Origin of the sequence: Streptomyces sp. NPDC002785, from assembly GCF_040295565.1 — a bacterium.
Taxonomy (GTDB): Bacteria; Actinomycetota; Actinomycetes; order Streptomycetales; family Streptomycetaceae; genus Streptomyces.
The window spans coordinates 1-18,799 of the sequence record NZ_JBEOVN010000010.1 but is presented as its reverse complement, the minus strand read 5'-3'; the positions used below and the strand labels follow the sequence as shown (position 1 = coordinate 18,799).

Sequence of the window (18,799 nt, the reverse complement as noted above, 5' to 3'; positions counted from 1 at the left end):
CCGCCCTTGTCTGCCAGCACCTTCTACAGAACTGGAGACATCCAGCATGACCTATGAAGCACGTTCCGCGCTGCTGTCCGCAGCGCTCGATGCCGCAACCCGCGGCTGGGCGGTGTTCCCGTTACGGCCCGGCGGCAAGCCGCCCGCCCTGCACGGTGAAGCCTCTTGCCACGGCACCGGAGACTGCACGACTGGTCACCGCAAGTGGGAACAGCGAGCCACCACCGACCCCGACCGCATCCAACGGGCATGGTCCACCGGCCGGTTCAACATCGGTGTCGCGACCGGCCCGTCGGGGCTGGTCGTCGTCGATCTCGACATGCCCAAGCCCAACAGCAATGCGGGCACGCCTTCCGGCGTGACGACCTTTGAGGCGCTCTGCGAGCGCGCCGGACAGGCCGTCCCCGCCACCTATCGGGTGCGGACTGCGAGCAGTGGAGAGCACCTGTACTTCACCGCCCCGCCCGGCATCCGGCTCATCAACACCGCGGGGCTGCTCGGGCCACTCATCGACACCCGGGCCCGGGGCGGCTACGTCGTCGCCCCCGGCTCCGTCATCAACGGCCACACGTACGAGGTCACCGACCCCGCCCCCGTAGCCGACCTGCCCACGTGGCTGCTACAGGCCCTCACCGCCGAACCGGCACCCGCACGGCCTGTACGCATTCAGGCACCCCGGGTCGGCAACCGGGCCGCAGACGTCGCCCTGGAACGCGAGACCGCCACCGTCCGCGCCACCACCGAGGGTGGCCGCAACGAACAGTTGCTCAGGAGCGCCCGTGCCGTGGGTCGCTTCGTCGCGTGGGGCGACCTCCCCCGGCACGAGGTGGAGCAGGCTTTTCAGGGAGCGGGCGAGTCGACCGGACTCCCGGCGGCCGAGTGCCGCACCACGATCCGCAGCGCCCTCAACTGGTCCATCCGAACCTGCCGGCCGAGGGGGGCCGCCGCATGAGCGCCCCACGTCACCCCCACCTGAAAAGCCTTCCCCCACCGCCCACCGGCCCCAGGACCGCCGCCCCGGCCCCCACCGCACCCGGCAGTGGAGCGCCGAAGTACGTCGCCGGAGGCGTCCCTTCATCTGTTCGTTCTGACCCGCAGGCCGGGGACGGGCGGTACCCGATCGCCTGGCTCACCATCAGCGCACCCCGCGGCGCCGTGCCCACCGCGACGAGCATCTGTGAGTGCGGACGCAACCTCTTCGCCGCAGGCCACCGCAAAGCCCTCGCCCTGATCGACGACCACAACCGCCACCGCGCCCGCTGCCCGCTGCGCACCACCGAGGAAAGGATCGCCACATGACCGCGACACCGCCCACCCCGCCCATCGACGGTGCCGCACTGCTGGCCGAAGTCGAGGCGTTCCACCACAGGTTCAACGTCTTCCCGACCGAGGCCGCCTACGTGGCCGTGGCCCTGTGGGACGCGCACGCGCACCTGCTGGACGCCTTCGACTCCACCCCGCGGTTGGCGTTCCTCTCCCCTGAGCCCGGCTCCGGGAAGTCCCGCGCACTGGAGATCGTGGAAACCCTCGTTCCTCAGCCGATGGTCGCCGTCAATGCTTCCGCGGCGGCGCTCTTCCGGGCGGTCTCTGCCAGTGAGGGGCGGCCCACGATCCTCTTCGACGAGATCGACACCGTCTTTGGTCCCAAGGCCGGGGACAACGAGGAATTGCGCGGATTCCTAAACGCCGGCCACCGCCGCACCGGAGTCACCTACCGGTGCGTCGGGGACGGCGGCAACCAGAGTGTCCAGGCATTCCCCTCCTACACCGCGGTGGCCGTCGCCGGACTCGGCTCGCTGCCCGACACGATCCTGACCCGCTCCGTCATCATCCGCATGCGCCGCAGGGCCCGGAACGAGCGCGTGGAACCCTTCCGCGCCCGCATCCACGAGAAGGAAGGCAATGCCCTGCGAGACCAGCTCGCCATCTGGGCAGAGCAGGCCCGCGACGTCGTGATGGGTGCCTGGCCCGACATGCCCGAAGGCGTCACCGACCGGCCCGCCGACGTGTGGGAGCCCCTGCTGGCCATCGCGGACGCGGCCGGTGGGAACTGGCCCGAGAGGGCCCGCGAAGCATGCGTAAAGCTGGTGAAGGCATCCCAGGCCGACGACAAAGGAAGCCTCGGAATCCGCCTGCTCACCGACCTCCGCGACCACGTCATGGTCGGCATCGACCGACTCCCCACCATCGCCATCGTCGACCGGCTGAACGCACTCGACGACGCCCCCTGGGCCGACCTGCAGGGCAAGCCGCTCGACTCCCGGCGGCTGTCCCGCATGCTCCACGACTACGTCACCGCAGACAACGAGCCCATCTCCTCCCGCAACATCCGGACCTCCGGCGGGGTCCTCAAGGGCTACTACTCCACGGACCTCCACGACGCGTGGCAGCGGTACTGCCCGCCCCCCGCCGTACAACCGCTACAAGCGCTTCAGCCGCTACAGCCCAGCTCAGAAGCCATCCCCGCGTAGCGGACCCACCCCGATGTAGCGGCTACAACATCCGCACCACCGCTACCAGCCGCCCACCACCGGGCGGCCCAGTAGCGGTCGTAGCCGCTACATCCACACGACCCGCTACAGAAAACATGCCGCTGACCTGCGATGTAGCGGTGAAGCGGATGTAGCGGACCCCGCAGAGGGGTCCGACGGAACGTTCTCGAAGAGGAGTCGCACCATGGCCCGCCCCCAGATGCTCAAGCTCCCCGAAGTCCTCGCCGAACTCGGCATGAGCCGCGCTGCCTTCTACCGCATGCGCGCCCGTTCCCAGGGTCCGCGCCTGATCAAGCTCCCGAACGGCCAGATCCGCGTTCGCCGCTCAGACCTGGACGCGTGGTGGGCGGAGTGCGAAGAGTCCGCTGCCTGACCTCCACCTGACGCACCAATCGCCGAGGGCCCGCCACTCCGGCGGGCCCTCGCCTTATGGAGAATCATGCCTCTCACGTACGACGTAAGCCTGTACTCCCTGGAAGTCCGCCGCGAACGCCCGAAGCCCTATCGAGTGCGCTGGCGGGTCGGACAGCGCAAGCATTCCAAGAGCTACCAGCTCAAGGCTCAGGCCGATGGCCGCCGGTCCGAGCTGATGTCCGCTGTTCGGCGGGGCGAGCAGTTCGACGAGGAGATGGGACTCCCCGCATCCGAGATCCGCGCGATGCAGGGGTCAATCACCTGGTACGAACACACCCGCGCCTACATCGACCGGAAGTGGGCCGCCGCGCCAGCGAAGTCGCGGAAGAACTACGCGGACGCGCTCGCTACTATCACGCCGGCGCTTGTGAAGACGAGAGTGGGACGCCCGGACGCAGCGACTCTCCGCAAGGCTCTGTACGGGTGGGCGTACAACCGCAACCGGTGGGACGATGAGCCCCCGGTGGACGTGGCCCACGCCCTTCGCTGGATGGCCAAGAACTCCCTCCCAGTCTCCGCGCTCGAACAGCCCTCTACCGTGCGGCTCGCCCTGGACGCGCTCGCACTGAAGCTGGACGGCAAGCCCGCTGCCCCTCGCACCGCGCGGCGGAAGCGGGCCTGCCTGAGTGACGTCCTCGGTCTTGCTGTCGAGCAGGGTTACTTCTCCACACCGGTCAACCCGCTCACGACCGTGAAGTGGGCGGCCCCCAAGACCGCCGAAGAGGTCGACCCGGACAGCGTGGCGAACCCCCGCCAGGTACGGGCCCTACTCAAGGGCGTCCGCGAGCAGGGGTCGCGCGGTGAGCACCTGGAGGCGTTCTTCGGCTGCCTCTACTACGCGGCCATGCGGCCGGCGGAGGTGACAGCCCTGCGACTGACCCAGTGCCACCTTCCCGAGACGGGATGGGGCACCCTGACCCTCCGGCAGGGCTTCGTACGGGTCGGGAAGGGCTGGACCGACGACGGCCAGGCGCACGAAGCCCGCCACCTCAAGGCCCGCGCGGTGAAGGACTCGCGCCCCGTGCCGATCCCGCCGCACTTCGTGCGCATGCTCCGGCAGCACGTAGCCACGCACGGCACCGCCCCGGACGGCCGACTGTTCCGGACCAACCGGGGCGGGCTGCTCCAAGAGACCGGGTATGGCGAGGTGTGGGCGCAGGCGCGCGCCGACGTGCTCACGGAGGAGGAAGCGGCATCGCAGCTCGCCCGTCGCCCGTATGACTTGCGTCACGCTGGGGTGTCCTTCTGGCTCAGCTCGGGAGTGGACCCGATGGAGTGCGCGCGGCGGGCGGGCCACACGATCGCGGTCCTGTTCCGGGTCTACGCCAAGGTGCTGGCCCGTACGCAGGATCGGGCGAACCGGCGGATCGAGGCTGCGATGCGGGAGTGGAACGAGCCGGAGTAGCCCACTTCCCCGGGGGACGTCTGGGGGACACGCCCTGATCAGACCTGGGATTCGGGCGAGATCAGGTGAGACAAGGTGGTGTTTCGGGTGCCTGGGCGCACCCCTGTCGGGTGAACGAGAAAACCCCTTCCGATCTGCTGAAACAGCAGGTCGGAAGGGGTTTCACTTCCAGTGGCGGCGCCAGGGTTCGAACCTGGGTAGGCTGAGCCGGCAGATTTACAGTCTGCTCCCTTTGGCCACTCGGGCACACCGCCAGGGATTGATGCCGTGAGAACCGCTTTTCGGCGGTGCTCCGTGGCAACGACGTAAACGATACCCGATGCCCGGGGGTGCTACGCCACTGGATTGATCAGCGGCCCGATCGGACGCGGGTGGCTAAGGGATGTCCCGTAACGACCTCCCCCACGATAGGGAGCGGATCAGCGAGCGGCGTCGTGCGGCTTCGATTGCAAGGCGGAGGAAGGAGGCGACGCGGAGCGTCGTTGACTGACGACAACGCCGCAAGCGGAGTCGCAGGGCGTCGGGAGCCCGCTCCCTATCGTGGGGGAGGTCGTAAGCCCTGGCGGAGCAGCGCGCGGCGTCAGATGCGGTGCATCGCAAGGCGGAAGGGCGTCCACATACTGGATGTATGCGGACGTTCCGACAACGCGGCGAGGTGCCGTAGCTGTCGTCGTGCGCCCGCCAGGGATTACGGGACAGCCCTTAGGCTTTGATCAGCGGCGCGGGGCCGGCAGGCCCGCAGCCGCCCGTATGCATCCCGTTTCCCAGCACCCCCGATACAAGGAGCCACACGTCATGGCCGACTCCAGTTTCGACATCGTCTCGAAGGTCGAGCGGCAGGAGGTCGACAACGCCCTCAACCAGGCCGCCAAGGAAATCTCGCAGCGTTACGACTTCAAGGGCACCGGCGCCTCGATCTCCTGGTCCGGCGAGAAGATCCTGATGGAGGCGAACGGCGAGGAGCGGGTCAAGGCGATCCTCGACATCTTCCAGTCCAAGCTGATCAAGCGCGGCATCTCGCTGAAGTCGCTGGACGCGGGCGAGCCGCAGCTGTCCGGCAAGGAGTACAAGATCTTCGCCACGATCGAGGAAGGCATCTCCCAGGAGAACGCCAAGAAGGTGGCGAAGATCATTCGCGATGAGGGCCCGAAGGGCGTCAAGGCACAGGTCCAGGGCGATGAGCTGCGAGTCAGCTCGAAGAGCCGGGACGATCTGCAGGCCGTGCAGGCGCTGCTGAAGGGCCAGGACTTCGACTTCGCCGTGCAGTTCGTGAACTACCGGTAGGTCTCTGGCAGGTCTTGCGCCTTCCGGGCGCGGGGTGGCGCGGAGCGGAATGCGCCGCTCCGCCTCGCACCCGGGATGCGATGTCCGAATACCGCCGGTCACGGCGGAGCGGGGGACGCAGACTTGTCCATACCGGACGACGATCCTGTCGATTTCCGGCATGACGGGCAAGGAGAGGGACGAGTCATGACCATGTACGCAACGGTCGACAGCCCGCTGGGTGAGCTGCTGCTGGTCGGCGAGGAGGCCACCGGCACGGACTGCGGAGTCGCGCTCGCCTCGCTCTCACTGCCCGGCCAGAAGGGCGCCGCAGTCGTCCAGGACGGGTGGGTCCACGCGCCGGAAGCCTTCGTGGGGATCGCCGCACAGCTGCGGGCGTACTTCGAGGGGCGGCTGACCCGCTTCGACGTCGTGTACGCGGACGGCCTGGGCACCGACTTCCAGCGCCGGGTCTGGGCGGCACTGGACACTGTCCCGTACGGGGAGACCGTGTCATACGGGCAGATCGCCGAACGGATCGGTACGCCCGGGGCGGGCGTGCGGGCCGTGGGGACGGCGATCGGGCGCAATCCGCTGCTGATCGTACGGCCGTGCCATCGGGTGATCGGCGCGGACGGGGCCTTGCGGGGGTACGCGGGTGGCCTGGAGCGCAAGGAACAGCTTCTGGGGCTGGAAGGCGCCCTGGTGGTGCGCTGACATGTCCGGGCTCTTTCCGAGGCCGCGGGCCGTCGTCGCGCCGGGGGCCGTGCATGTGCCCGAGTGGCTGCCGCCGGAGCGCCGGCGGGAGTTGGCGGCGGCCTGCCGGGAATGGGCGCGCGGGCCTGTGCCCTTGCGGCACACGGTGTTGCCGGGCGGCGGGGTGATGTCCGTACAGACGGTCTGTCTGGGGTGGCACTGGCAGCCGTACCGGTATTCGCGTACGGCCGACGATGTGAACGGTGCACGGGTCGCCGAATTCCCCGACTGGCTGGCGGATTTGGGACGAGAGGCACTGGTGGCGGCATACGGGGACGAGAGCCCGGCCCGGACGTACGCGCCGGACACCGCCCTCATCAACTTCTATGACGGCGCGGCACGGATGGGCATGCACCAGGACAAGGACGAGCGGTCCGGTGCTCCGGTGGTGTCGCTCAGCATCGGCGACACGTGCGTCTTCCGCTTCGGGAACACGGAGAACCGCGGAAAGCCCTACACGGATGTGGAGTTGGCCTCCGGCGACCTGTTCGTCTTCGGCGGACCTTCACGCTTCGCGTTCCACGGTGTGCAGAAGTTCTGCCCCAAAACGGCCGACCCCGCGACGGGGATGGGCCGTGGCCGGCTCAATCTGACCCTGCGCGAGACCGGGTTGGGCACCCCGGACGCCGACGGGCGTCAGCGGCGTTCGCGGGAGTTCCCGAAGAGCAGCCGGTAGGCAATCAGCAGAACCAACGAACCGCCGATGGCCGCGACCCAAGTGGCCGTGTCGTAGAAGTCGTTGGAGATCGGGCGATCGAGGAAGCGCGACGATATCCAGCCGCCGAGGAAGGCGCCGATGATCCCGATGACCGTGGTGCCGATCAGGCCGCCCGGGTCGCGGCCCGGGAGCAGGAACTTGGCGATGGCCCCGGCAAGCAGTCCGAGAATGATCCAACCAACGATGCTCATGCGTGCGAACCTACCCGTCACTCGGCCTTGGAATCCAAGACGTTCATCCTGGTCGGGTGGTTGCATGCGCAGTCAGTGGACCGGCCGTACCCGCTCGGCCATGGGTCATACGCGGGCGCTGAAATCCGGCCAGGGCGCCATGTCGGCCCCTTCGTCCTCGGACTCCTCGGAGTACCACGCGGTGCCGTCCAGCCAGCTGCGCAGCCACTGGGCGAGGTCGGGCTGATCCACGTACCAGGCGTGCTCCGGCTCGTCGGCGTTCGGCTCGAAGAGCAGCACCGTGGTTTGTTCGCTGCGGCAGTCCACGCAGGAGTACATCCCGCAGCCCAGGCTGCATATCGGCAGCACGCCCTCCGGCCACGGCCACTCGCCTTCCTCGGTCGCGCTCCGGCGGTGGGCGAGATACTGCGCGACGGCGGACTCCTCCCCGTCCGGGGCCTGGTCGCCGATCAGCGGCATCAGACCGTACTCCGGCCCGAAGCCGCCGTTGGCGATCCGGGTGTACAGGGCGGTGAGCAGCGGCGGCAGGGCAAAGCCGAGGGCGGCTTCGGCGCGCTTGACGCCCTCGGCGGGCAGAGGCGCCGGGAGGGGGTACTTCTCCCAGCGCGGGGTGGTGCGTGCGGTCTTCTCCGCGGCTGCCAGCAACTGCTCGGTGTCGTTCATGGGTTCATGGTGGACGACGGCACTGACAGTCGGGCGAGCCCTCTTCGGCCCCGGGACCGATACTGGCTTTGAACGGCCCGGGCAGGCGTGATGTGTGGAAGGCTAGTGATCATGAAGCTCGTACAGCTGATCCTGAACGTCTTGTGGGTGGTGTTCTGTGGGTTCTGGATGGCCCTCGGGTACCTGGTCGCCGCAATCATCTGTTTCGTTTTGATCGTGACGATTCCATTCGGCATCGCATCCCTGAGGATCGCCGGCTACGTGCTGTGGCCGTTCGGGCGGACCACCGTCGAGCGGCCCGACGCGGGTGCGCCCTCCTGTGTCGGTAACGTGATCTGGCTCGTCTTCGCCGGGTGGTGGCTCGCACTGGGGCACCTGATCACGAGCATTCCGCTGTTCGTTTCGATCATCGGAATCCCCTTCGGCTGGGCAAACCTGAAGATGATCCCCATCTCGCTCATGCCGTTGGGCCGAGAGGTCGTCACGACCGACGAAGCGTTCGGGGCCCGCTAGGAGTTGTCGTCCGCCCCTGGCAAGAGCTGCGGTTCAACGGCGTCATGGGGGACAACGATGAGTACGCGAGGACCAGCAACCGGCTGACGGGGTGCGGCTGCCTGGCGGGGCTGGCGATCGCCGTGCTCGCTGTGTTCGGCATCCCTCTGTGGATTTTTTTCGGTCTGCTCTTCTCCGACTTCCACTGATCGTTTCAGAATGAGGTCGTGAAGCGGCAAAAGCAGATGAGGTCGACGCCTGTGAAGCCCCTGCCCCCGGGATCACCGCGCTGTTGGACCGAGGCTTCGCCGTGAACGCAGCGCTCCACCGCCAGAGTCCAGGTCAACGCCTTACCGGACCCGGGACGGCCCGTATAGCGGCTTGTCGGAGTTGCGTTGTCCGGTGGGGGCGTCCGCAAGGATCGTCCTCACGGGCGGTGACCGGCCATCTGCTCCAGGCGGGCGATGCGCTCCGCCATCGGCGGGTGTGTCGAGAACATCTTGGACATGCCCTGGCCGGGGCGGAAGGGATTCGCGATCATCATGTGGCTCGCGGTCTCGATCCGCGGCTCGGGGGGCAGAGGGAGCTGTTTCGTACCGGCGTCGAGCTTCCGCAGGGCGCCGGCGAGGGCCAGTGGGTCGCCGGTCAGCTGGGCGCCCGAGGCGTCCGCCTCGTACTCGCGGGAACGGCTGACGGCCAGCTGGATGACGGAGGCGGCGAGCGGGCCGAGGATCATGATCAGCAGCATGCCGAAGATGCCGGGGCCTTCGTCGTCGTTGGATCGGCCCACCGGGATCAGCCAGGCGAAGTTGACCAGGAACATGACGACGGAGGCGAGCGCTCCGGCCACGGACGAGATCAGGATGTCGCGGTTGTAGACATGGCTCAGCTCGTGGCCGAGGACGCCGCGCAGCTCTCTCTCGTCCAGGATCTGCAGAATGCCCTCGGTGCAGCAGACCGCCGCGTTGCGCGGATTGCGGCCGGTGGCGAAGGCGTTGGGAGCCTGCGTCGGGGAGATGTAGAGCCGGGGCATGGGCTGGCGGGCGGCCGTTGATAGCTCGCGGACCATGCGGTAGAGCTGTGGCGCCTCGAATTCGCTGACGGGGCGGGCGCGCATGGCCCTGAGCGCCAGCTTGTCGCTGTTCCAGTACGCGTAGGCGTTGGTGCCGACGGCTACGAGAAGCGCAACGATCAGGCCCGTACGTCCGAAGAAGCTTCCAATGACGATGATGAGTGCGGACAAGCCCCCGAGGAGTACGGCGGTTTTCAGCCCGTTGTGCCGGCGGTGCACGGTACGCCCTCCAAGTGGTGCGGCAGGGGAACCCTTTACTTGGTGGTCTCCACTCCCCCAGTGGAGCCTCTCGTACTGGTCAACGCCAGGCGAGGAGAGCTAGTTCCCTTGTGCGCACGGCCGCAGGAACAGGACCTGTCCGGCACTTGTGGCCGGATCGGGCACTGGGCCGTACGGGTGGAGGGACGGGCGTGTGCCGGTCGGCGCCCGGCGGCTCAGCGCTGGGCGGGGAGGCCGGCGAGTGCGAGAGCCTCGGGATCCGGCTTGATCTCGCTGGTGCAGTGGGCGCAGCGGGAGGCGATGGCCGGGATCTCGGTGTAGCAGCGGGGACAGTCGCGCACGGCGGCCTTGATGTCGACCTTCTCGTCCGCCTTGGAGAAGCGGTTCTGGACCTTCGCCATGGGGACGACGACACCGAAGTAGAGCACCGCGGCGGTGATCAGGAAGGCGATGGCGGCGGCCAGGAACTTCCCGTACGGGAAGATGGCGCCGTCGACCGAGAACTCCGCCGAGCTGAAGTCGCCGACAGAACCGGTTGCGAGGCCGATCAGCGGGGTGATGAAGGCGGTGCTGAATCCGGTGACGACTGCGGTGAACGCGGCTCCTACGGCCAGTCCGATGGCCATGGAGATGACGTTTCCGCGCAGGATGAAGTCCTTGAACCCGTTCAGCACCGCTCTTGCTCCTCTGGGACATGCGTACGTGTGTGGGGATGTGCGGGCATGACCTTGCCCTGTGCGGGCCGTCCCGGGCAAACCGATCTTGGGTACATCAGAAGAGATTGACGGCGGCGAACCTGAGGACCGTCTGCGGGGCACCGGAGAGTACGACGCCGGCGACGGCGGTGAGGGCGATCGCGGCGGTGAGGGAGGTTGGGGTGCGGTGCCTGAGGACGGCGGGTGCGGCCGCGTCCATGGGCACGGCGGCGGACGGGGCCCCTTCCGCCGGGGCCTCTTCCGGGGCGCGGAAGAGCGCCGCGGTCCACTGCAGGTAGTAGTAGAGCGCGATCACGACGTTGACGGCCATGACGACGGCGAGCCAGCCGAGTCCCGCGTCGACGGCCGCGGAGAAGACCGTGACCTTGGCGAAGAGGCCGACGATGCCGGGCGGCAGGCCGGCCAGGCAGAGCAGGAAGAAGGCCATCGCGAGGGCGGCGAGGGGGCGGGTGGCGTACAGGCCGCGGTAGTCGGAGAGCCGGTTTCCGGGGTTCGTACGGGCGACGAGGGCGGCGACCGCGAATGCGCCGAGGTTCACGACGGCGTACATGAGGGCGTACGCGACGGTGGAGCCGATGTGCTCGTCGCTGGAGTACGCGGCGGCGGCGATCGGCACCAGAAGGTAGCCGGCCTGGGCGACGGACGACCAGGCGAGCAGGCGTACGGCGCTGCGGACGCGGGTGGCGTTCTGGCGCAGGGCGGCGACATTGCCGATCGTCATGGTGAGCGCGGCGAGGACGGCGAGGGCCGGTCCCCAGACGTCGGCGTACGCCGGGAACGCGATCACGGTGACGAGGATGAGGCCGGAGAAGCCGACCGCCTTGCCGACGACAGAGAGGTAGGCGGCGATCGGCAGGGGTGCGCCGACGTAGGTGTCGGGAACCCAGAAGTGGAAGGGCGCGGCGGCCGTCTTGAAGGCGAAGCCGACCAGGGTGAGGACAACGCCCGCCTTGGCGAGGGTGTCCAGCTGCCCGGGTACCTCGTCGAGCCGGGCGGCGATCTCCGTGAGGTGCAGTGTGCCGGTGGTGGCGTACACGAAGCTGACGCCGAGCAGCATGACGGCGGTCGCGACGACGGAGGAGAGGAAGAACTTCAGTGCGGCTTCGGAGGACCGCCGGTCGCCGCGCTTGATGCCGACGAGGGCGAAGGCGGGCAGCGAGGCGACTTCGAGGGCGACGACGAGGGTGGCGAGGTCGCGGGCGGCGGGCAGGAGTGCGGCGCCCGACGCGGAGGACAGCAGGAGGAACCAGAACTCGCCCGCGGGGAGTTTGCGTGTGTCACCGAGGGAGAGCAGGGCGGTCAGCAGGGCGCCGCCCAGCACGAGGGCCTGGATGACGAGGGCGAAGTGGTCGGCGGTGTAGCTGCAGGCCCCGGGGGCACCGGTGCCGGTGGTTGCCGCGGTGAGGCAGAAGGTGGAGTGGTCGCCGTCGCGCAGGGGGACGAGGAAGGCGAGTGCGGCGACGAGTCCGGCCATGGTGACCCAGCCGAGGAGCGGCCTGCGTTCCTCCGGCAGGAACAGGTCGGCGACCAGGACGATCAGGGCGACGGTCGCGACGACGACCGGGGGCGCGATCGCAAGCCAGTCGACGGACTGGACGAGGCTGGTGGTGCTCTCGGCCGCTGTGGTGACGACGCCCGGGGTGACGACGGCTGTGGTCACGACTTGCCTCCTGCGAGGAGCTTCTGCACGGCCGGGTCGGTGAGGCCGAGGAGGACGGCGGGCCACAGACCGGCGAGGACGGTGAGGGCGACGAGCGGGGTCCAGGCGGCGAATTCGTATGTCTGGACATCGGCGAGCTGCTGCGGCTCTTCCCGCTTCTCTCCCATGCAGACGCGGCGTACGACGATCAGCATGTACGCGGCGGTGAGCAGAGTGCCGAACACGGCGATCGACATGAAGGTGAGGAAGGCGGGTCGGCTGAGGCCGTCGGCGGGGTCGAAGGCGCCGAACAGGGCGAGCATCTCGCCCCAGAACCCGGCGAGCCCGGGCAGGCCCAGGGAGGCGACGGCGGCGAAGGCGAGGAGGCCGCCGAGGCGGGGTGCCCGACCGTAGAGCGCGGCCCCGGTGGCACCGGAGAGCGTGTCGAGGTCGGCGGTGCCGTAGCGGTCCTTGACCGCGCCGACCAGGAAGAACAGCAGGCCGGTGATGAGACCGTGGGCGATGTTGGCGAAGAGCGCGCCGTTGACTCCGGTGGGGGTCATGCTCGCGATGCCGAGGAGCACGAAGCCCATGTGTCCGACGGAGGAGTACGCGATCAGGCGCTTGAGGTCGCCCTTGGAGCCGGGGCGGGCCAGCGCCAGGCAGGCGAGCGATCCGTAGATGATGCCGACGGCCGCGAAGGCGGCGAGGTAGGGCGCGAAGGTGTGCATCCCGTCGGGGGTGATGGGGAGCAGGATGCGGACGAATCCGTACGTACCCATCTTCAGCAGGACGCCCGCGAGCAGGACGGAGCCGACGGTCGGGGCGGCGGTGTGGGCGTCCGGGAGCCAGCTGTGCAGCGGCCACATCGGGGTCTTCACGGCGAGCCCGATACCGATCGCCAGAACGGCGATGACCTGCACGGACGAGGTGAGCCCACGGCCGTTGTCAGTGGCGAGTGCCACCATGTCGAAGGTGCCGCTCTTCAGTCCGATGAGGAGCAGGCCCAGCAGCATGATCACCGAGCCGAGCAGCGTGTAGAGGATGAACTTCCAGGCGGCGGCCTGCTTCTGCGCACCGCCCCAGCGGGCGATGAGGAAGTACATCGGGATGAGCACCATCTCGAACGCCAGGAAGAACAGCAGCAGATCGAGGACGGCGAAGGTCGCGAGGGTGCCGGACTCCAGGACGAGGACGAGTGCGACGAAGGCCTTCGGGGAGGGGCCTGCCGGCATTTTGAAGTAGCTGTAGAGCGCGCAGAGGAAGGTCAGCAGCGCGGTCAGTACGAGAAGGGGGAGCGAGATGCCGTCGATGCCGAGATGGATGCGGACGTCGAGCGCCGGGATCCAGCTGATGTCGGTGGTGGCCTGCATCTTCGACGGGTGGTCGTGGTCGAAGCCTGCTGCGAGCACGATCGCGGCGATGAGGACCGCACCGGTGACGGTCACGCCGTGGCGGAGCACGGCCTGGTCGGGGCTGGTTCCCTTCAGTCCGGGCGGGGCCGGCAGGAGTGCGGCCACGGCTCCGATGAGAGGGACGACGACGATGAACGCGAGAAGGAACTGCATCACGGATTCGCTGATATCGATCACGGCTCACGACCCGGCGTTGACGTTGGCAAAAACGACGGCGGCGATCGCCAGGACTAGGGAACCGGCGAGCAGTGCGCTGAGGTAGGTCTGCACATTGCCGGTCTGGGCGCGGCGGACGGCGGTGCCGAGCCAGCGTGCGCCGGTGCCGGAGCCGCGTACGTAGGTGTCGACGACCTCGCGGTCCAGGAAGCGGACGAGGCTCGCCGCGGCCTGGACGGGGCGGATGAACAGGGTCGTGTACAGCGCGTCGAGGTGGAAGCCGGAGGCGGCGTGACGGTGGAGCGGGCCGAGCAGCAGACGGCCGGGGTCGGCCGGGTCGGGGGCGTCCCCGTCGGCGCCGTAAGCGGCGGTGTGTGCCGACAGGGCCTGCGCCTCGACAAGGGCGGGTTCGGCGTCGGGGTGGGCGACGACGGTGCCGACGGGTGTGCGGGCGGCGAGTGCCGATGTGTGACGCCAGGCGCCGTAGGTGACGAGCCCGCCGACGAGCCCGACGCCCGTGGAGAGGACGGCGGTGGTCACGGACGGGGTGAGGCTGTGACCGTCGAACCAGTCGGTGATCGCGCCGACGGTCAGTCCGAAGGCGATGGTGGGGACGGCGAGCACCCAGAGGACGGCGGTCATCGCGACGGGCTGCCTGCCGTGGTCGGGGGCCTCGGCGCCCCGGCCCCGGAAGGCGAGGAGCCAGAGGCGGGTGGCGTACGCGGCGGTGAACACGGCGGCGAGCAGTCCGGCGACGAGGACGGTCCAGCCGGCGGCGGCCGGGGCGACGTGCCGGTCCCCGAACGCGGTGTGCTCGGCGGCGACGAGGACGGCTTCCTTGGAGAAGAAGCCGGCGAACGGCGGGATGGCGGCGAGCGAGAGGAGGGCGACGGTCATCGTCCAGTAGGCGTCCGGGATGCGCTTCTTCAGGCCGCCCATGCGGGACATGGCGGCCAGCGAGTTGGTTCCGGCGGCGTGGATGACGACGCCCGCCGCGAGGAAGAGGACGGCCTTGAACGCACCGTGGGAGAGGAGGTGGAAGACGGCGGCCCCGCGGTCGCCGACGGCCAGGGCGCCGGACATGTAGCCGAGCTGGCCGATCGTCGAGTAGGCGAGGACACGCTTGATGTCGTCCTGGGCGAGGGCCGCGAGTCCCGAGCCGATCATCGTGATCGCGGCCATCACGGCGAGGACGACGAGGGCCGCGCCGGACTGGGCGAAGACGGGGAGGAGCCGGGCCACGAAGTAGATACCGGCGGCGACCATCGTGGCGGCGTGGATCAGTGCGGAGACGGGGGTGGGGCCGGCCATCGCGTCGGGCAGCCAGGTGTGCAGGGGGAACTGCGCGGACTTGCCCGCGACGCCCGCGAGGAGCAGGAGGGCAATGACGGTGGGGTGGTCCAGGCCGCCGTTCGCGACGGCGCCCAGGATGCCGGTGATGCGGAATGTTCCGGTGTCGGCGGCGAGCGCGAACAGACCGATCAGGAAGGGGACGTCGCCGAGTTTGGTGACCAGGAAGGCCTTGAGGGAGGCGGCGCGGGCTTCGGGCGTCTCCCAGTAGTGGCCGACGAGGAAGTACGAGCAGATGCCCATGATCTCCCAGCCGACCAGGAGCACCATCAGGTCGCCGGAGTAGACGACGAGCAGCATCGCGGCGGTGAAGAGGGAGACGAGAGCCGCGTACGAGGGGTAGCGGGGGTCGTCGCGCAGATAGGCGGTCGAGTAGATCTGCACACAGGTCGCGACGAGCCCGACCAGGACGGCGACGAGGACCGCGAAGCCGTCGAGGTGCAGGGCGAGGTCGATCGGGACCGAGCCGGTGGGGGTGAGCCGGGTCGCCGCGTCGATGGCCCGGCCGCCGCCCTGGTCCGAGGCGACGACGACGGCGAGCACGAAGGCGGTGAGGGTGGGCAGTACGGCTAGGGGGCGTACGTAACCGGGGGCGCGGCGTCCGAGAAGGAGACCGGCCGCGGCGCCCAGGAACGGGAGGAGGGGGACGAGGACGGCGAGGGTCGTGGTGGTCACGCGGTGGCCTCTGCCTTCTTTGCCTTCCCTGCCGGAGCAGTGGCCTGGTCTTCGGTGCCGTGGGTCTCGTCGGCCTCGTCGCCGGGGAGAGTTTCGGCGGCGTCGATCTCGGCGGTGTCGCGGAGACGGTCGACGTCCGAGCTGCCGCGGTTGCGGTGGACGGCGAGGACGATCGCCAGGCCGATGCCGGTCTCCGCCGCCGCGATGGCGATGGTGAAGAGGGTGAGGGCCTGGCCGGAGTGCAGGGTGTCGCGGAGCCAGACGTCGAAGGCGACCAGGTTGAGGTTGACGGCGTTGAGCATCAGCTCGACGGACATCAGGACCAGGATCGCGTTGCGGCGGGCGAGCACTCCGTACAGCCCGGTGCAGAAAAGGAGGGCGGCGAGCACGGCGGGATAGGCGAGGTGCATCAGCTCTGCTCCTTACTGCGCTTGCGGGACACGACGATCGCGCCGACGAGGGCGGCGAGCAGCAGAACGGAGAGTGCTTCGAACGGCAGCACCCAGTGCCGGAAGAGGAAGGCGCCGGTCACCTCGGTGGAGCCCTGGGCCGGTCCGTCCAGGTCGATCCAGGTGGTGCGGAAAGCGTCGACGACGACCCAGACGAGCACGCCGGCGGCGGCGACCGCCACGCCGAGGGCCGCCCAGCGGTTGCCCGAGTCGGCGTCCGGGGAGCGGCCGATGGGGGCCTTGGTGAGCATCAGCCCGAAGAGAAGGAGGACGACCACGGAACCGACGTAGATCAGTACCTGCACCCAGGCGATGAACTCCGCGGTGAGCAGGAGGTACTCGACGGCGAGACCACCGAGCGCCACGACCAGCCAGAGGGCGGCATGCACCAGCTGCTTGGTCGTGACGGTGACGAGGGCTGCGCCGAGGGTGGCGATGCCGACGAGGACGAAAACGATCTCAATGCCGGTCGGGGAGAGGAAGCCGGAGTGGGCGGAGTGGGCCGCGGCGGCTGCGAGTGTCACTCCTCCCCCTCTTCCTTCTGGACCCGCTGGGTCTCTTGGGCCTGCTGGGCTTCCTGCGCCTCCTTGGCGCGCTGGGCTTCGAGTTTCTCCGCCGTCTTGCGGGCGGCGGAGATCTCCTTCGGCTCCTCGGAGCCCGGGTCGAGTGCGGGCGGTTCCGGCACCGTCCACATCCATTCGCGGAGCTTGTCGCGCTCATGAGTGAGTTCGAGGATGTCCGTCTCCGCGTACTCGAACTCCGGCGACCAGAACAGTGCGTCGAAGGGACACACCTCGATACAGATACCGCAGTACATACAGAGCGAGAAGTCGATCGCGAAGCGGTCGAGGACGTTACGGCTGCGCTCGCGCCCGCCCGGGGCGGCAGCGGGCACCGTCTCCTTGTGGGAGTCGATGTAGATGCACCAGTCCGGACACTCACGGGCGCAGAGCATGCAGACCGTGCAGTTCTCCTCGAAGAGTGCGATGACACCGCGGGAGCGGGGCGGGAGCTCGGGCTGGACGTCCGGGTACTGCGCGGTGACCGTCTTCCTCGTCATCGTCCGCAGGGTGACCGCCAGGCCCTTGGCCAGGCCTGAGCCAGGGATGCGGGGACGGGAGGGCGGGAGCGATGCAGCCATCAGTTGATCGCCACCTTCACGATGCCGGTGAGCGCGATCTGCGCGAGAGCGAGCGGGATGAGGGTGGTCCAGGCGAGCTTCTGCAGCTGGTCCTCACGGAGCCGGGGGTAGCTCACGCGCAGCCAGATGACGACGAAGGCGAGGACCGCGGTCTTGAGGAGCGTCCAGACCCAGCCGAGTCCGTCGGCGCCGAACGGGCCGTGCCAGCCGCCGAGGAAGAGGACGGCGGTCAGTCCGCTCAGGACGACGATGCCCGCGTACTCGGCGAGCAGGAACAGTGCGAAGCGGAGGCCGGTGTACTCGGTGTACGCGCCGAAGATGATCTCCGAGTCGGCGACCGGCATGTCGAACGGCGGGCGCTGCAGTTCGGCGAGTCCGGCCACGAAGAAGACCAGGGCGCCGACGATCTGCCAGGGCAGCCACCACCACTCGAAGGCATTGAGGATGCCCGGGAGAGAGACGGTGCCTGCCGCCATCGCGACGGAGGCGGCGGCGAGCAGCATCGGCAGTTCGTATGCCAGCAGCTGGGCGGCGGTGCGGAGGCCCCCGAGGAGGGAGAACTTATTGGCCGAGGCCCACCCCGCCATCAGCGAGCCGAGCACGCCGACGCCCATCACGGCGAGCACGAAGAAGATGCCCGCGTCGACGACCTGTCCGACCGCGCCCTCGCTGGGGCCGATCGGGATGGCGACGAGCACGAGGAGGTACGGGAGCAGCGCGACGGCCGGCGCGAGCTGGAAGATACGGCGGTCGGCCTCGGCCGGGACGATGTCTTCCTTCTGCGCGAACTTCACGCCGTCCGCGACGAGCTGGGCCCAGCCGTGGAAGCCGCCCGCGTACATGGGGCCGAGTCGGCCCTGCATATGAGCCATCACCTTGTGCTCGGTCTGCCCCACTACGAGGGGGAGGACCATGAACACGGCGAAGACGATGACGAGCCGGAGGGCGACGTCCAGTGCGTCGTTCACGCGGTATCGCCTCCGGCGGGGCGGTCGGGGGCCGGCTCGGGGGTGGGGTCCTGGGCCGGGCGCTCGGGCTGGTCGGGGGTGTCCGTGGGGGCGGTGGTGTCGGGGGTGGGGGTGGTCTCGGGGGTGGCGGTGCCGCTGCGCGGGGCCTCTCCCCCGCCCGCCGGACCCCCGCTCCTCAAATGCCGGAGGGGCTGGGGGGTACCCGAGTCCGGGGGCGTGTCGAAGGCCGGGCGGGCATGGTGCCAGGGAGCGTCGCTGCTTCCGGGGCTCGGCGCCGGGTTCGTCCGCGACGGCTCCGAGGCGGCCTCGGCCGAGGCCGCCCGGTCCTCGGTTGTCCGGTCCTGGGCTGCCCGGTCCTGGGCTGCCCGGTCCTCGGCTGCCCGGTCCTCGGCTGCCCGGTCCTCGGCTGCCCGGTCCTGGGCTGCCCGGCCCGTGGCCGGTCCTGTCGGCGTCGTCCCCGACGCGTTCGGTCCTGCCTGTTCCGGTGCCTCGGGCCCCGCCCCGGCCGTCCCGGGCTTCGCCGCCTCGCGCTGCTGGCCGGCCGAGCCCTGGGATGCGCTGCGGGTACGACGCGGGGGTGCGGCAGGCGCGGCCCCGGCGGCCGG

The 18,799-nt window shown here is 69.3% G+C and carries 21 protein-coding genes, 1 tRNA gene and 1 pseudogene; 10 read left to right on the top strand and 13 right to left on the bottom strand.

What is annotated here, in order from left to right; translation table 11 throughout:
- The first annotated feature begins 46 nt into the window (after positions 1 to 46).
- The 5 genes from ABTZ94_RS04770 (at position 47) to ABTZ94_RS04750 (ending at position 4,311) form a co-directional block, all read left to right on the top strand.
- Entirely contained in the window at positions 47 to 952 is a 906-nt protein-coding gene (locus ABTZ94_RS04770) for a bifunctional DNA primase/polymerase (protein WP_351197491.1), read from the top strand.
- Entirely contained in the window at positions 949 to 1,299 is a 351-nt protein-coding gene (locus ABTZ94_RS04765; protein WP_351197489.1) for a hypothetical protein, read from the top strand. Before ABTZ94_RS04770 ends, ABTZ94_RS04765 begins: the two co-directional genes overlap by 4 nt.
- Positions 1,296 to 2,471: a DUF3631 domain-containing protein gene (locus ABTZ94_RS04760; protein ID WP_351197487.1), complete on the top strand. Its 1,176-nt coding sequence runs from the start codon at positions 1,296 to 1,298 to the stop codon at positions 2,469 to 2,471. Before ABTZ94_RS04765 ends, ABTZ94_RS04760 begins: the two co-directional genes overlap by 4 nt.
- Before the next feature lie 205 nt (positions 2,472 to 2,676).
- A complete protein-coding gene (locus tag ABTZ94_RS04755; protein ID WP_351197485.1) occupies positions 2,677 to 2,865 on the top strand; it encodes a helix-turn-helix transcriptional regulator in 189 nt (62 codons plus the stop codon).
- 66 nt (positions 2,866 to 2,931) lie between these two features.
- Positions 2,932 to 4,311, top strand: a complete 1,380-nt coding sequence (locus ABTZ94_RS04750) for a tyrosine-type recombinase/integrase (protein ID WP_351197483.1) — start codon at positions 2,932 to 2,934, stop codon at positions 4,309 to 4,311.
- Between the two features lie 172 nt (positions 4,312 to 4,483).
- On the opposite strand, the gene ABTZ94_RS04745 is transcribed toward ABTZ94_RS04750, so the two are convergent.
- Positions 4,484 to 4,565, bottom strand: a tRNA-Tyr gene (locus ABTZ94_RS04745).
- Positions 4,566 to 5,106: 541 nt separating this feature from the next.
- Here ABTZ94_RS04745 and ABTZ94_RS04740 point away from each other — a divergent pair.
- From ABTZ94_RS04740 to ABTZ94_RS04730, 3 genes are all read left to right on the top strand, one after another.
- A complete protein-coding gene (locus ABTZ94_RS04740; RefSeq protein WP_030926258.1) occupies positions 5,107 to 5,595 on the top strand; it encodes a YajQ family cyclic di-GMP-binding protein in 489 nt (162 codons plus the stop codon).
- 186 nt (positions 5,596 to 5,781) lie between these two features.
- Complete coding sequence (locus tag ABTZ94_RS04735) at positions 5,782 to 6,291, top strand: methylated-DNA--[protein]-cysteine S-methyltransferase (RefSeq protein ID WP_351197481.1); 510 nt, start codon at positions 5,782 to 5,784, stop codon at positions 6,289 to 6,291.
- Position 6,292: 1 nt separating this feature from the next.
- Positions 6,293 to 7,006, top strand: coding sequence for an alpha-ketoglutarate-dependent dioxygenase AlkB family protein (locus ABTZ94_RS04730; protein WP_351197479.1), 714 nt, complete (start codon positions 6,293 to 6,295; stop codon positions 7,004 to 7,006).
- On the opposite strand, the gene ABTZ94_RS04725 is transcribed toward ABTZ94_RS04730, so the two are convergent.
- Together ABTZ94_RS04725 and ABTZ94_RS04720 are read right to left on the bottom strand one after the other, a co-directional pair.
- Complete coding sequence (locus tag ABTZ94_RS04725) at positions 6,967 to 7,239, bottom strand: GlsB/YeaQ/YmgE family stress response membrane protein (protein WP_351197477.1); 273 nt, start codon at positions 7,237 to 7,239, stop codon at positions 6,967 to 6,969. The two genes, ABTZ94_RS04730 and ABTZ94_RS04725, sit on opposite strands and share 40 nt — an antisense overlap.
- Before the next feature lie 105 nt (positions 7,240 to 7,344).
- Positions 7,345 to 7,902, bottom strand: coding sequence for an SMI1/KNR4 family protein (locus ABTZ94_RS04720; RefSeq protein ID WP_351197475.1), 558 nt, complete (start codon positions 7,900 to 7,902; stop codon positions 7,345 to 7,347).
- Positions 7,903 to 8,013: 111 nt separating this feature from the next.
- Between ABTZ94_RS04720 and ABTZ94_RS04715 the strand changes: the two genes are divergently transcribed.
- Both ABTZ94_RS04715 and ABTZ94_RS04710 read left to right on the top strand, forming a co-directional pair.
- Positions 8,014 to 8,415: a YccF domain-containing protein gene (locus ABTZ94_RS04715; RefSeq protein WP_351197600.1), complete on the top strand. Its 402-nt coding sequence runs from the start codon at positions 8,014 to 8,016 to the stop codon at positions 8,413 to 8,415.
- 44 nt (positions 8,416 to 8,459) lie between these two features.
- Positions 8,460 to 8,603: a hypothetical protein gene (locus ABTZ94_RS04710; RefSeq protein WP_351197473.1), complete on the top strand. Its 144-nt coding sequence runs from the start codon at positions 8,460 to 8,462 to the stop codon at positions 8,601 to 8,603.
- 218 nt (positions 8,604 to 8,821) lie between these two features.
- Here ABTZ94_RS04710 and htpX read toward each other — a convergent pair whose 3' ends face one another.
- The 10 genes and pseudogenes from htpX to ABTZ94_RS04660 all read right to left on the bottom strand — a co-directional run.
- Positions 8,822 to 9,685 (bottom strand): zinc metalloprotease HtpX, encoded by an 864-nt coding sequence (gene htpX, locus ABTZ94_RS04705; RefSeq protein WP_351197472.1) that lies wholly within the window; start codon positions 9,683 to 9,685, stop codon positions 8,822 to 8,824.
- 215 nt (positions 9,686 to 9,900) lie between these two features.
- Positions 9,901 to 10,359, bottom strand: a complete 459-nt coding sequence (locus ABTZ94_RS04700) for a large conductance mechanosensitive channel protein MscL (RefSeq protein ID WP_351197470.1) — start codon at positions 10,357 to 10,359, stop codon at positions 9,901 to 9,903.
- A gap of 97 nt (positions 10,360 to 10,456) precedes the next feature.
- A complete protein-coding gene (locus tag ABTZ94_RS04695) occupies positions 10,457 to 12,061 on the bottom strand; it encodes an NADH-quinone oxidoreductase subunit N (RefSeq protein ID WP_351197468.1) in 1,605 nt (534 codons plus the stop codon).
- Positions 12,058 to 13,608, bottom strand: a complete 1,551-nt coding sequence (locus tag ABTZ94_RS04690) for a complex I subunit 4 family protein (RefSeq protein ID WP_351197598.1) — start codon at positions 13,606 to 13,608, stop codon at positions 12,058 to 12,060. Before ABTZ94_RS04690 ends, ABTZ94_RS04695 begins: the two co-directional genes overlap by 4 nt.
- A 27-nt stretch (positions 13,609 to 13,635) precedes the next feature.
- Positions 13,636 to 15,636: an NADH-quinone oxidoreductase subunit 5 family protein gene (locus ABTZ94_RS04685; RefSeq protein WP_351197466.1), complete on the bottom strand. Its 2,001-nt coding sequence runs from the start codon at positions 15,634 to 15,636 to the stop codon at positions 13,636 to 13,638.
- The gene (nuoK, locus tag ABTZ94_RS04680) at positions 15,633 to 16,046 is read right to left on the bottom strand and encodes an NADH-quinone oxidoreductase subunit NuoK (RefSeq protein ID WP_351197464.1); all 414 of its coding nucleotides are present in this window, start codon (positions 16,044 to 16,046) and stop codon (positions 15,633 to 15,635) included. Before nuoK ends, ABTZ94_RS04685 begins: the two co-directional genes overlap by 4 nt.
- Positions 16,046 to 16,609, bottom strand: a complete 564-nt coding sequence (locus ABTZ94_RS04675; RefSeq protein WP_351197462.1) for an NADH-quinone oxidoreductase subunit J family protein — start codon at positions 16,607 to 16,609, stop codon at positions 16,046 to 16,048. The genes nuoK and ABTZ94_RS04675 overlap by 1 nt, the downstream gene beginning before the upstream one ends.
- On the bottom strand, positions 16,606 to 17,226 hold the full coding sequence (locus ABTZ94_RS04670) for a NuoI/complex I 23 kDa subunit family protein (RefSeq protein ID WP_351197460.1): 621 nt from the start codon (positions 17,224 to 17,226) through the stop codon (positions 16,606 to 16,608). The genes ABTZ94_RS04675 and ABTZ94_RS04670 overlap by 4 nt, the downstream gene beginning before the upstream one ends.
- Positions 17,226 to 18,194 carry a complex I subunit 1/NuoH family protein gene (locus tag ABTZ94_RS04665; protein ID WP_351197458.1) on the bottom strand — a complete coding sequence of 323 codons (969 nt, stop codon included), beginning with the start codon at positions 18,192 to 18,194 and terminating at the stop codon, positions 17,226 to 17,228. Before ABTZ94_RS04665 ends, ABTZ94_RS04670 begins: the two co-directional genes overlap by 1 nt.
- Positions 18,191 to 18,799: pseudogene (locus tag ABTZ94_RS04660) on the bottom strand (NADH-quinone oxidoreductase subunit C); the annotation flags it as partial. The gene ABTZ94_RS04665 and the pseudogene ABTZ94_RS04660, both read right to left, overlap by 4 nt.